Origin of the sequence: Phaeobacter sp. CAU 1743 (assembly GCF_039839315.1) — a bacterium.
GTDB classification, from domain to species: Bacteria; Pseudomonadota; Alphaproteobacteria; order Rhodobacterales; family Rhodobacteraceae; genus Phycobacter; species Phycobacter gallaeciensis_A.
Genome location: NZ_JBDOQR010000018.1, coordinates 16,644 through 29,899, shown reverse-complemented (window position 1 = coordinate 29,899; position 13,256 = coordinate 16,644). Strand labels below are relative to the sequence as shown.

Genomic DNA, 13,256 nt, shown 5'->3' with positions numbered 1-13,256 from the left:
TCCTGGTTGCTATTGGCTGCCCGGCTCTACGGGCCGGATCGTCAGTTGCGTTCCCCCGAGCCCGCGAAAGGCTTTCTGACGGCAGGAAAACACCAGGATCTGCAGTTCATCCGCCTGCATGGTCAGCGCATCAAAGATCTTCTCGATCCGCGCATCATCGGTATAGACGATCGCATCGTCCAGAATGACCGGCGCAGGATGGCCTGAACGGGCCAGCAACCGGGCAAAAGCCAGTCGCACCAGCAGGGCGATCTGCTCCTGCGTGCCCCCGGACAGGCTGTCAAAGGCTGCCGTCTCACCGCCGCGCTGCAATTCTTCGGGCAGCACCTTACCGGCATCCACCGACAGTTCCGCTTCGGGCCAGAGCATCCGCAACAGGGGCCGCAATTCCGCCATCACCGGCCCGATATAGTGCTCCTGCGCCTCGGATCTTGCACGTTCCAGTGCCACATCAAGACGGCGCAGCACCGCAACTTCGAATTTAACCGCCGCAAGACGCTTCTGTGCCCGATCCAATTGCCCCTCGATGTCAGCAAGCTCCTCCTCGACTGCGGCGCTGGCATGGGTGGCGATCCGAGTTTCCAGCACCGCCAGATCCCGCGCCACCTCCTGCGCCCGCTGGCGTGCGGCCTCCTGCGCCGATTGTGCCCGCTGCAGAATGGCACGGGTCTGCGCCGGGTCCGGTGCGGCCTGGCGCAGGGCGGTTTCGGTGGCCTTGGTCTGTGACAGGTTCTGCTGCAGGGCGGGCAGGTCTTCCGACAGGCGCTGCAGCGCCTCTGCCGCCTGTTCCTGCCCTTCGATGACAGCAAGAGCGCGGTCCAGCCGCTGCACCGCTGCATCTGCGCGTGCCGAGGCGTTCTCCATCGCCAGACGGGAGTCTGCTGCCGCGCTGCGAATGGCATCTAGCGCGTTTTCCGCCGCCTCGGCCTTCTGCTCGGCGGCGCGGAAGGCAGCTTCGGCCTCTGCCCGGTCCGGCAGGGGAGTCGTGCTTTCGTCCTGCGCGCCTGCCTCAGGTGCCTGTGGAAGCGCCTCCAGCTGGTCGATCAGCGCCTTGATCCCATCCGGGGCGAGTACCTTCAACAGGGTCTGCGCCTCCTGCCGCTGCTGTTGCGCCTCCTGCCGTGCCTTGTGCTGCGTGCGGGCCTCCTCGACGCTGGTGCAACCGGCCTGCTCCAAGAGCTGCGTCAGCGCGGCCTGTGCCTGCTCCAGCGCCTCGGCGCCACCAGCCTGACCCGGATGGATGTCAATCTCTGCTACCCCCGGCACAACCAGCCGCCCACCGCCCGGAAGCGGCAACCGCTTCCCGTCCGGAACCCCGGCGCCTTCCAAGTGGATGCCGCCCTCCTGACCCGCCTGGTAGTGCACGGTCACCGCTGTCGCGGTTGCCTCCTGCGCCCGCCGGGCCAGATTATACGCCTCGCGTGCAGCCTCGATCCTGCGCAACACCGCTTCATCAGGTCCGCATGCGGCAGCCTTGGCCAGCCTGTCGATCTGTTCTGCCTGCGCCCGCGCCTGTTTCAGCCGGTCGCTCAGATCGCGGCGCAGCCCCTCTGCCTGCGCCACTGAAATCGCCTGCAGCACAGCGTCCAGAGCGGCCCGCGCCTTTTTCGCGCCCGCGCGGGCCTGTGTGGCCGCCTCGGTCAGATGCCGCTTTTTCTCTTCTTGCGCATCGAACGTGACGTGCGCTCGTGCTGCGGCCTCTGATGTCTCGGCCACGGCTGCCTCTGCGGCGCTCGCCTCCTCCAGCCGCGCGGTCAGCTCCGCGATCTTGCGCTGATGGTTTTCCAGCACGGTTTCCGCCAGCTGCACCGCGTGGGAGGCCTGCGCCAGCTGCTCGTGATGCCGGTTGGCGGCCTCCATCGCAGCCTCTGCCGCCTCAAGCCGCGCCTGCAGTTCTGCGCGTTCTTCCGGGTCATTCAGCGCCGCCTGCTCGACCTGAAGAGCCCGCCGCTGATCCAGAAGCTGTCGCAGCTCCTGCACCTGCGCGCTCAGCTGATCCCGGCGCTGCACCAGATCGGCAACGGCGCGTTCGGCCAGATCCAGCGCACCGCCTTTGCGGGCGCCGCGCGTGGTCACCAATTGATCCAGCGCCTCGCGCACCTGCCGCCGGATCGCATCCATGCGCTGGCCGCCGGTCACCATCTCGACCTCACCCGCGACCGAGGACAAAAGATCCCGCCGCGCGGATAGCGTTTCCTTGGCATCCTCGAACGAGGTCAACCCCTGCCGCACCCACAACAGTCCCGACGGGCCATCCTCCTTGGGCGGTTTGATCAGCGCCTTCAGCCAGGCCTCTGCCGCGTCGGCCTGATGCAGCAGCGTCCCCTCGCGCCAGATCCGCACCTCGCCTTTTCCAGAGGTCTTGAAGAACTGTTTGGCGATGCGATAGCGAGCGCCTTCATGGTCCACTTCGACTTCGACCCGGGGATCGCCGCCCGCATGCGGCACCAGCCCGCGGATTTCCTTGTCCCAAGCCTTAGCGTCCTTGAAAAACAGCGCGTGAAGCGCATCAAAGATAGTGGATTTGCCTTGTTCGTTCGGGGCTGCCAGGACGTTCAGCCCCGGCCCGATACCGGTGATTTCCACCGGATCGGTAAAACGGCGCAGGTTCTCCAGCCGGATGGAGCAGAGTTTCATGCGCGCTCTCCCCCGTCGCCATCATCCTGCGTATAAGCAAAAAGCCGGTTGAGCGCTGCGCTGGCCACCTTGCGGTCCTGTTCGGCAAGGGCCGGATCCTCGGCGGCCTGCATCAGCTCTTGCGCGGCAACCCGCAGCGCGCCGCCCCGGGCGATAAGATCCAGATCCCCGGCCTGATGTTCGGTGCCCACTGCAGACAGATCCAGCTCCAGGTGGCAGAACTCCGGCGCATAGCGCGCCACCGCCTGTTCCAGCGCCAGTCGCTGCGGCGGCGTCACCCAGCCCGACGCCCGCATCAACATGAGATGATACCGCCAGTCGGCCCGCTCCGGCGGCAACAGGCCCGTGATCGCCGCCTCTGGATCTGTTTCAGGCGTCAGGTCCAGCGCCACCTCCTGCCAATGGTACTGACCGGTTTCAATGGGCTGCACCAGCGGCGCTTGCCCAGCACCTGCAAGCTCGACCAGCAGGCACTGGCCACGCCCAGCGTGTTTGAACCGGTCCGGTTCGGGGCTGCCGCTGTACTGCGTGCGCGGATTAACCTCGAACCGGCCATGCCAGTCGCCAAGCGCCAGATAATCCAGCCGCGCCGCCTGCGCCCGCTGGGGCGAGATCGTCTCGGCGCTGTCGCCGCCGCCTGCCGCACTGCTGCCAAATTCCAGCACCCCGCCATGGGCCAGACCGATCCGCAGCGCGTTTTCCCCGGTTTCACATTCGTCCATCCAGGCGGTCAGGTCCTGCCCCGGAAACCGATGGCTACAGGGCGCGGGCAGCAACATGACCCCGGGCGCCATCTGCACAGGCTCGGCCGTCATCAGCAGATGCACATTTTCCGGCAAATGACTGCGCAGCGACGCCCATAGCGGTTCTGCCGCGCCGCTGTCGTGGTTGCCCGGTATGATCCACCATTGCAGCTCCGGCGCCGCCGCCATGGCCGCAAGGGCCTGCCGCTGCACCCGCTCCGATGGTGTTTCGGTGTCGAACATGTCTCCGGCAATCAGCACATGCGTGGCGTCATGTGCCTGCGCCAGCTTTGCCAGCCGGGCCAGAATCTCCTGCCGCGCCTGCAGCAATGCCATCCGCGTTTCCTCTGCGAACCGCCCAAACCGTTTGCCTAAGTGCAAATCAGAGGTGTGCAGGAAACGAATGGACGGCATTGAGGTCTCCGGACCGGGGCAGTGTTCACTGTCATAGGTGGCAGAGCCGACCGACAGGGTCAACGCGGCTTTGCAGCCCTGCCGCCTGCACGGCCAAGTCCGCGATTCTAAGGCAGGCCAACGACAACCTCCGCACTACGATTGGTGCAGACCGGCGTCCGAACACTGGAAAAATGCCTCGCATTCGGGCGTTTCAGCCCAATATCCGCGGGAATTCGCGACCCCGCGTCAAACTGCGCCCTTGAAAATCCAAGCTGGCAATTGCGCCCCGGCGCCGCGTGTTTTACACGGGGGGCGATATGTACGGCAACGCGCCCGGGACATCACCAAAACCCGGGAGGTGAAGCGCCGCCGCCCAAAGTCAACAAAGCTTCCGATATCGCTGAAAGGTTGTGGAATATGACAGAAAATTCAAACCCCGACATTTTGTATACCATCGTAGACGAAGCGCCCGAGCTGGCCTCGGCGTCCTTCCTGCCGATCATCCGCAAGTTCGCCTCGGCTGCTGGTGTCTCTGTCGGAACCAAGGATATCTCGCTGGCCGGCCGCATCATCGCGACCTTCCCCGAAGGTCTGAGCGAAGAGCAGCGCCAGAGCGACGATCTGGCGGCCCTCGGTGAGCTGGTCAAAACCCCCGACGCCAATGTCATCAAGCTGCCGAACATCTCTGCTTCGGTGCCGCAGCTGACCGCTGCCATCGCCGAACTGCAGGCGCAGGGCTATGACATCCCGAACTACCCCGAAGACCCGCAGAGTGACGCCGAAAAGGCGATCCGTTCGCGTTACGATACCCTCAAAGGCTCTGCCGTGAACCCGGTCCTGCGTGAAGGCAACTCGGACCGTCGTTCGGCCAAGGCGGTGAAGAACTACGCCCAGAACAACCCGCATTCGATGGGCACATGGTCGGCAGACAGCAAGACCAAAGTCTCCTCGATGCCGGGCAACGATTTCTACGCGAACGAAAAATCCGCGACCATCACCGCCGCACAGGCCGGTGACGCGAAAATCGAATTCGTCGCCAAGGACGGCTCTGTCACCGTGCTGAAAGACGGCTGGGCGCTGGGCGAAGGCACCGTGACCGACGCGACCTTCATGTCCGCCAAGGCACTGTCCTCCTTCCTGGCCGATGCCATTGAGGACACCAAGGCCGACGGCACCATGTTCTCGCTGCACATGAAGGCGACCATGATGAAGGTCTCGGACCCGATCATCTTTGGCCACGCTGTCAAAGCCTGGCTGGGTCCGGTCTGGGACAAGCACGGCGCGGCGATCGCAGCTGCCGGTGGTTCGCCGAACTCGGGTCTGGGCGCTGTTCTGGCCGCCATCGACACGCTGCCCAACGCGGCTGAGATCAAATCCGAGATCGCAGCGCTCGACCGTCCTTCCATGTACATGGTCGACAGCGACAAGGGCATCACCAACCTGCACGTGCCGTCGGATGTGATCATCGACGCCTCCATGCCTGCGGTCATCCGTGCTGGCGGCAAAGGCTGGGACGAAGCAGGCAACAAGGGCGACACCAACTGCGTGATCCCCGACAACTGCTATGCGACCGTCTATGATGAGACGATCAACTACTTCAAAGAAAACGGCGCGCTCGACGTGACCAAGGCGGGTTCTGTCGCCAACGTCGGCCTGATGGCGCAGAAAGCCGAAGAATACGGCAGCCACCCCACTACCTTTGAAGCCCCGGCAGACGGCACCATCCGCATCGTGCTGGCCAATGGCGAAACCCTGCACAGCCACGACGTGGAGGCCGGTGACATCTGGCGCGCATGCACCGTCAACAAGGCACCGATCGAGAACTGGATCCAACTGGCGATGGACCGTCAGCGCCTGACCGGCTCGGAAGCGATCTTCTGGCTGGACGCAAACCGCGCCCATGACGCCGAGCTGATCAAATACGTCAAACCGGCGCTGGACGCTGCTGGCGTGGCCGACAAGTTCATGATCATGGCCCCGCGCGAAGCGACCCGCCAGTCGCTGGACACCATCACCGCAGGCAAGGACAGCATCGCCATCACCGGCAACGTGCTGCGCGACTACCTGACCGACCTGTTCCCGATCCTGGAACTGGGCACCTCGGCCAAGATGCTGTCGATCGTGAAGCTGATGAACGGCGGCGGGTTGTTCGAAACCGGCGCCGGTGGTTCGGCTCCGAAACACGTGCAGCAGCTGGTCGAAGAAAGCCACCTGCGCTGGGATTCGATGGGTGAATTCTGCGCATTGGGCGAGTCGCTGAACTTCCTTGCCGATGCCAAAGGCAACGCCAAAGCCGGCGTCCTGGGCAGCGCAGCCGAAGTAGCGACCCAGGGCATTCTGGACAACAACAAGTCGCCTTCGCGCAAAGTGGGTGAACCGGACAACCGCGACAGCCACTACTGGTTCGCACGCTACTGGGCCGAAGCCCTGGCCGCGCAGACCGAGGATGCGGATCTGGCAGCCGAATTCAAGCCGATCGCCGAAGCTCTGGCCTCCAAGGAAGAGCAGATCCTGGCTGAATTCGCTGCTGCCCAGGGCACCCCGGCGGACATCGGCGGCTACTACCACCCCGAGGCGGCGAAAAAAGCAGCCGTGATGCGCCCCAGCGCAACGCTGAACGCGATCATCGGCTAAGGTCCGGAACAGCGGGGGCGTCCGTCCCCGCTCAAAGGCACAGCAATACAAGAACGCCCGGCAGATCCTGCCGGGCGTTTTCTTTAGTCATTGTTCTGAGCCTTGCGCGCCACGTGAGCGGGAAAACCAGTTTATAAAGGCACGGATCTCCCGCTCAGAGACAGGGATCGCGATCCCTTAGAAGTCCTGCCACTTGTCGATGGCGGCGTTTCCGTCCGTTGCGGCGACAGGGGTCGGAGTGATCTCGTCCAGATCCCAATCATCTTCGCCATGAGCCGTCGGTGCGATGGGTGCCGAAGGCTGCGGCATTGCGGTGATATTGCTGCCGCCCGTGATCTTGAAGTGTGCGACCAGTTCGGCCAGCTTAGTGGCGTCGCTGTTCAGCATGTGACCCGCAGCGGTGGCCTCTTCCACCATGGCGGCGTTTTGCTGGGTCACCTGATCCAGCTGCACCACACCGGTGTTGATTTCACCCAGACCGGTCGATTGCTCGGCCGCGCCCTCGGCGATATCGGTCACCAGTTTCGAGATGTGGTTGACCCGTTGCACAATATTCTGCAGCGCCTCCCCGGCCTTGCCGACAAGATCCACGCCACGTTCCACCTGTTTCGAGCTGTCGCCGATCAGGGTCTTGATCTCCATCGCCGCATCCGAGGACCGCTGCGCCAGGGCGCGCACTTCGGAGGCAACCACGGCAAAACCACGGCCTGCTTCGCCTGCACGGGCGGCTTCGACGCCGGCGTTGAGCGCCAGGAGATTGGTCTGGAAGGCGATGTCGTCGATGACACTGATGATCTGGGCGATATGGGTCGAGGATTGCTCGATCTCGGTCATCGCCGAGACCGCGCTTTGCACCACGACGCCGCTGTTTTCGGCTTCCTGCTTGGCCTCATCCATGATGTTTTCGACGCTACGTGCGCCTTCGGCAGCGGATTTGACGGATGCTGTCAACTCATCCAGCGCAGCAGCGGTTTCTTCGAGCGTTGCGGCCTGGCTTTCGGTGCGGTGCGATAGATCGTCCGAGGACTGGCTGATCTCAGCCGCGCCGTTGCGAATGCTGGAAGCGGATTCCACCACTTTCGACACCGTATCGCTGAGGTTTTCGACCGTCCGGTTGAAGTCGATACGCAGCTGTTCGTAGTCCTCGGGGAAGGCGCTGTCGATACGCACGGTCAGATCGCCATTCGCGAGAACCGACAGGCGGCTGGTCAAAGTCTGTACCACCTGAGCCTGAGCCTGGTCGCGCTCTTTCTGTTCTGCTTCCAGTTCTTTCTGGCGGATCAGAGAGGTACGGAACACGTCCAGCGTGCGCGCCATATCGCCTATCTCGCTGTGGCTCGCCAATCCCGGAATCTCGGCACTGGTGTCCCCCTCGGCCATGGACTGCATACGGTCTTTGATCCGTTCAACCGGCTTGATCACGCTGCGCGCCAGGAAGAAAGCTGCAACCCCCATGGCTGCCAGTCCGATCACCAACGCGATCAGGGCAGAATTGCGCATGGCGGCAACATCCGCCTCGATATCGGCTACATAGGCGCCAGTACCGACGATCCAGCCCCAGGGCTCGAACAGCTTCACATAGCCCATCTTTGCCTCAGGGATGTCCGAGTCAGGCTTGTTGAAGTGGAAAATGAGCGGACCGTGGCCCGTCGAATCCGCGATCTTCTGGAATTCCTGAAACACAAGGACGCCATTGACGTCTTCGAACATGGTCTGATCCTTGCCGATCAGCTGCTTGGCGACCGGATGGGCGACCATGTAATTCTGCCGGTTCAGCGCAAAGAAATATCCCGCCGTGCCAAAGCGCGGCGTCTCAACCGCGGCGATCCCGCGTTCCTGGGCCTCTTCCGGGGTCAGGGAACCTGCTTGTACCTGCGCCTCCAGATCGGCCAGCACGCTGACCATGGCATCGGTCAGGCTGTCGAGTTCTTTTTCCCGCATCTCGTAGGCATTGTCGACAGCGCGGGTCAGGAGCACAAAGGTCAAAGCGGCGGCAAGGGCGACCCCCAATCCTGCCAGCGCATAGATACGGGCCGGCAATCGGTAGAGAGACGTAGGCATAGTAGACTGGTCCTTTAGTGACGCTCATTTACATGCAAGGTTAGAGATACTTCCCTAATTTTCTCTTAGATTAACGTCGGTGGTTTTAGCCAACGCGGCCCTGAAAGCGCACGAAATTCGGCCAAATACCTCAGGAAACCAGCCGGAAAACCATCCCAGGTTTTCACTATTCCGACACGGGACTCTGCCAAGAGAGTCTGCGTAAGCCACGAACACTGCAAGGAAAACACAAGCTATCGCGGTCATCAAAACTGAGACCGCCCTGCTCTGCGTCAGACCCGCGGCTCACAATCCGGGCAGACAGCAGCAATCAGAAAATCTGCGCATGCAAACTTTCTGGCCATTTGGACAAAATGACAGGGAATCAGAGGGCCACGGGTCATTTTGACCCCACGCTTGGCGTTTCCCTTATGACTCCCTGTCGCCGATTTTGGTTAGAAATCTGTGGGTGCGCCGCCTTCGGCCTTGCGACGGGCCACGAAATCGCCCAGCTCCTCGCGGATCGCTTCGTCCATCGGCGGCGCCTCGAACTCGGCCAAAATGTCCTTATAGATCTTATGCGCCCGCTCCGGCGTCCAGACTGCACCTGCCGCCTCCCAGGCTTCATAGTTGCGCCAGTCGCTGAGGAACGGCTGATAGAATGCATCCGTATAGCGGTCCTGCGTGTGTTTCAGGCCAAAGAAGTGCCCGTCGTTGCCGACCTCCCGGATGGCATCCAGAGCAATCTCCTCGGGGCCGGTGGCGCAGATCTGCGGCTGCAAGTAGCGCTGGATCTGCTGCAGCACCTCGCAATCCATGATGAACTTTTCCGGGCTGGCGATCAGACCGCCCTCCAGCCAGCCAGCGGCGTGGTAGACCATATTGGTGCCCGACTGCACCGCCGCCCAGAGGGAATTCGACGTCTCCCACATGGCCTGCCCATCCGGCACATTGGCCGCGCAGACCCCGGAAGAGCGCATCGGCAAGCCATAGTAGCGCGCCATCTGGCCGGTCATCTGGGTGGCGCGCATGTATTCCGGCGTGCCAAAGGCGGGAGCACCGGATTTCATGTCCACATTTGACGTGAAGGTGCCAATCGCACAGGGGGTGCCGGGCCGCACATATTGGAACAGCGCAATGGCACAAAGCGATTCCGCCAGCGATTGCGCCACTGCACCCGACATGGTGACAGGCGCCATCGCCCCGGCCAGGGTAAAGGGCGTCACAACCACCGCCTGCCCCTTGCGGACCAACCGCAGACAGCCGTCGATCATCGGGAAGTCATGCTTCAGCGGCGAGGTCGAGTTGATGTTGGTGTACATATGCGGGCGGGACTCGAACTCTTCATGGCTGAGCCCCCCGGCGATCCGCACCATTTCCATCACGTCCTCAACCCGCTCCTTGCCCAGCGAGTAAGCGTGCATCACCTTGTCGGTCAGCGTCAGCTTGTCATAAAGCACATCAAGGTGGCGCACAGAGGCATGGATATCCACGGGCTCCACCGGATATCCACCGGCGAAATGGATGCAGTTGAAATACTGCGTCAGCTTCAGAAGGTTCCGGCACTGCTCCTGCGTGCCCGCGACTTTCTTGTTCAGCTCCATGTCCCAGTAGTTGGGCGGGGAGGAAACATTACCGAACAGGATATGATTGCCGCCAATCGGGATCCTGCGCTCTGGATTGCGCGGGGTGATGTCAAAGCTGTCCGGCGCCTTGCCCACCATCTCCATCACGAACTCGCGGTCCATCCGCACCAGATCGCCTTCTACACGGCAGCCTGCTTCTTTGAAAATCTCCAACGCCTCGGGGTTGAGGAAGACGATACCGATCTCTTCGAGGATGCGCATGGCGCCATCGTGGATGGCTTCAACACCTTCCGGGCTAAGCGGTTCAATGGGACGGTCAATGTTCACCGGGATCGACCAAGGCATCTGCGCCAGTGCCGCGTCTCCGCGCCGGGCCGCCGCGCCTGCTCTGCCGCCGCCGCGCCTGCGTCCCGCTGTTGCTCGTGCCATGATGACCTCCGTCCTGTTGAAGCGTCTGTGTTTTCTTGCGCCGTTCAACTGGCCCGAGAACGAGGCCTGCAACCTTTCCGTTCACGACATCCGCTGTCGTTTTTTCACTCCCCGGGGTGCATGGAGGCATTTTCTGGACACAAGTGAACAGTTCAGCCCAAATTTTTGGCTGCGCGGACAGATCCGCACAGCAACATCACGTCAGGATCGCAGGTTATTGCGCCGCTGGCTGGCCCGCGCGGTCGAGCCATTCGGGAATATGGCCAATGTCCGGCAAGACCGCATCGGCGTGAGGCGCCAGATCCTGATGGCTGGCCATTCCGGTGAGCACCCCAAGACGGCGCATGCCCGCCGCCGCCCCCGCCTGCAGGTCATGCAGGCTGTCGCCAACCATCGCGGTCCGTTCTGGGGCGACGCCGCAGGCTTTGCAGAATGCCAAGAGCGGCGCGGCATCCGGTTTGGCACCATGGCCGCTGTCGAACCCGGCGACAAAGGTGAAGCGGTCCAGAACCCCTGCCCGCTCAAGCTGGCTCAGCGCCGACACTTCGGCATCATTGGTCATCACCCCCAGCACCTTGCCCCGCGCCAGCAGCCCGTCCAGGAAATCGGCAAGCGGCACGGCCTCGGCTAGCGCCGCATTGGCTGCGCCTTCGGCCAGAAACCGCTCCAGCTCGGCCTCGCTCATGTGCGGCACATGGGGCGCCAGGGCCGCCGCCACCTCACCGTTGGTGCCCGCGATCACGAAACTGTCCGGATGGAAACACTCCCGCTCCAGATCGAACCGCAGCGTATCGGCCATGACGCCTGCGAGGGCCACATCCCCGCGCGCGAGGCTTTTCAGCACCCCGGCCGCCCAGCTGTTCCAGGTGGCAGCAAAATCAAAAAGGGTTCCGTCCTTGTCGAACAGAAAAGCATCTACCGGCATCACAAGGTCCTGATCAGAATAGGGTCAGAGCACTGCATATCAGGTCCAGTGAACCTGCGCACCACCCGGAAGCGCCATCCGCGCGTGCATTGGCGTCTCATAGCTGAGGCCCAGACTGTCACAGAATTCCATCACCCAGGAATCGTCCATCGTTAAGAAATCGAGCACCGAGCCCAAAAATTCCGGATCGGTGGCGCGACTGCGCAGATCATCCTCGCTGGCCCCGGTTGCGCCCATAAACACCGGAAATAATTCGTCATTTCCGGACAGCCAGGCAAGGGCCTGCAAGGCAATGGTTTCAGCTTGATCGGCGGAAAACTGCATGTCGGCACCTTCCTGACACTTTGCGGCCATTTTAATGAAAATATGAAAGGGTTTATTAACCAGCAGAGGTGAAAACTTCTAGTCATCGAAACGCATGCCTCGAAAGGATTGCGCGTGCAGGGAACCATTCTGGTCATAGACGGTGTATCAACCAACCGCATCATGATGAAGGTGCAGCTTGCTGCCGCTTATTATGATGTCGTGCTGGCGACACAGGTCTCCGGTGTGCTGGAAATTGCCCGTGGCTGCCGCCCCGATCTGGTTCTGACCGCCAACTCCCTGCCCGATGGCAGCGCCGCAGATGTGAAACGGGAACTGACCCGCGACGACAGCCTGGCGGATGTGCCGGTGATCGCCGTCAGCCGCACGGATAACCCCATGCGGCGGCTTGAGGCGCTTTCGGCAGGGATCGACGACGTGCTGCCGCAACCGCTGGACGATGTGATCCTGCAGGCCCGGATCCGCAGCCTGCTGCGCACCCGCAGCGCCAATGAAGAACTGAACCTCCAGCGCGATGCCTCGCATGGCTTTGTCCTGCCCCTGACCGACCGTAGCCGCTCCCCCCACAACATCAAGGCAACGGTGGCGCTGGTGGCCGAGGATATCCAGACCGCGCGGAACTGGCAGGACCGTCTGTCCCACTACGTGCCGCATGACATCCGCACCCATCAGATCGGTGACATCCAGCCGTTGATGAGCGATCCCGTCGCCGATGTTTTCATTATCGAGCTGAACGAAATGTCGTCGGGCGTCGGCCTGCGGCTTCTGGCCGATCTGAGGGCCCGTGCCACCACCCGTCAGTCGGTGGTCATCGCAGTGCCCAATCCGGCCGATGCGCATATCGCCGCCGAAGCGCTGGACCGCGGCGCCCATGATGTGCTGCAAAACGGGTTCAACGTCGAGGAACTGGCGCTGCGTCTTGGCACGCAGCTGCAATACAAGCACCGCCACGACCTGCTGCGCGACAGCGTCCGCAACGGGCTGCGCGCCGCTGTCGAAGATCCGATGACCGGGCTTTTCAACCGCCGCTATGCCAAACCATTTCTGGACCGCACCGCCCGCAGCGCCGCCGAAAGCGGCGATAAATTCGCCCTGATGCTGGCCGACCTTGACCACTTCAAGCAGATCAACGACCGCTATGGCCACCCAGCCGGCGACGCGGTTCTGATCGAAGCCTCCCGTCGGCTGCAAAGCCACCTGCGCCCGGTGGACCTGCTGGCGCGGGTTGGCGGCGAGGAATTCATGATCGTCCTGCCCGGCGCCAATGAACAGGAAGCGAGCGAGGCAGCCGTTGCCCTGTGCAACGCGATCAACAGCACTCCCTTTGATGTGCCAGAAATTGATGAACCGATCGCGGTGACGATCAGCATCGGCGCGGTCATTGGCGATGGTGCTGAGAAGGAGATGACAAATGTCACCTCTCTGATCGCCAAGGCAGATCAGGCGCTCTATGGCGCCAAGAACTCAGGCCGCAACCAGGTCACCCTGTCACGGCCCGACACAGCAGTCGCCTGAGCGCTCCTCATCGCTGCTATTAGTTTC

8 protein-coding genes are annotated in these 13,256 nt (G+C 62.5%); 2 read left to right on the top strand and 6 right to left on the bottom strand.

Annotated features, from left to right (window positions below):
• Positions 1 to 9 precede the first annotated feature (9 nt).
• Positions 10 to 2,637: an AAA family ATPase gene (locus AAFO90_RS09275; RefSeq protein ID WP_347509234.1), complete on the bottom strand. Its 2,628-nt coding sequence runs from the start codon at positions 2,635 to 2,637 to the stop codon at positions 10 to 12.
• Entirely contained in the window at positions 2,634 to 3,794 is a 1,161-nt protein-coding gene (locus AAFO90_RS09270) for a DNA repair exonuclease (RefSeq protein WP_347509233.1), read from the bottom strand. Before AAFO90_RS09270 ends, AAFO90_RS09275 begins: the two co-directional genes overlap by 4 nt.
• Before the next feature lie 399 nt (positions 3,795 to 4,193).
• Between AAFO90_RS09270 and AAFO90_RS09265 the strand changes: the two genes are divergently transcribed.
• Positions 4,194 to 6,410 (top strand): NADP-dependent isocitrate dehydrogenase, encoded by a 2,217-nt coding sequence (locus tag AAFO90_RS09265; RefSeq protein WP_347509232.1) that lies wholly within the window; start codon positions 4,194 to 4,196, stop codon positions 6,408 to 6,410.
• A 177-nt stretch (positions 6,411 to 6,587) separates the two neighbouring features.
• On the opposite strand, the gene AAFO90_RS09260 is transcribed toward AAFO90_RS09265, so the two are convergent.
• From AAFO90_RS09260 to AAFO90_RS09245, 4 genes are all read right to left on the bottom strand, one after another.
• On the bottom strand, positions 6,588 to 8,471 hold the full coding sequence (locus tag AAFO90_RS09260) for a methyl-accepting chemotaxis protein (RefSeq protein ID WP_347509231.1): 1,884 nt from the start codon (positions 8,469 to 8,471) through the stop codon (positions 6,588 to 6,590).
• A 434-nt stretch (positions 8,472 to 8,905) separates the two neighbouring features.
• A complete protein-coding gene (locus tag AAFO90_RS09255; RefSeq protein WP_347509230.1) occupies positions 8,906 to 10,465 on the bottom strand; it encodes a trimethylamine methyltransferase family protein in 1,560 nt (519 codons plus the stop codon).
• 214 nt (positions 10,466 to 10,679) lie between these two features.
• Complete coding sequence (locus AAFO90_RS09250; protein WP_347509229.1) at positions 10,680 to 11,390, bottom strand: HAD family hydrolase; 711 nt, start codon at positions 11,388 to 11,390, stop codon at positions 10,680 to 10,682.
• A gap of 39 nt (positions 11,391 to 11,429) precedes the next feature.
• Complete coding sequence (locus tag AAFO90_RS09245; RefSeq protein WP_274834746.1) at positions 11,430 to 11,714, bottom strand: DUF3572 domain-containing protein; 285 nt, start codon at positions 11,712 to 11,714, stop codon at positions 11,430 to 11,432.
• 114 nt (positions 11,715 to 11,828) lie between these two features.
• Between AAFO90_RS09245 and AAFO90_RS09240 the strand changes: the two genes are divergently transcribed.
• Positions 11,829 to 13,229 carry a diguanylate cyclase gene (locus AAFO90_RS09240; protein ID WP_347509228.1) on the top strand — a complete coding sequence of 467 codons (1,401 nt, stop codon included), beginning with the start codon at positions 11,829 to 11,831 and terminating at the stop codon, positions 13,227 to 13,229.
• Positions 13,230 to 13,256 lie beyond the last annotated feature (27 nt).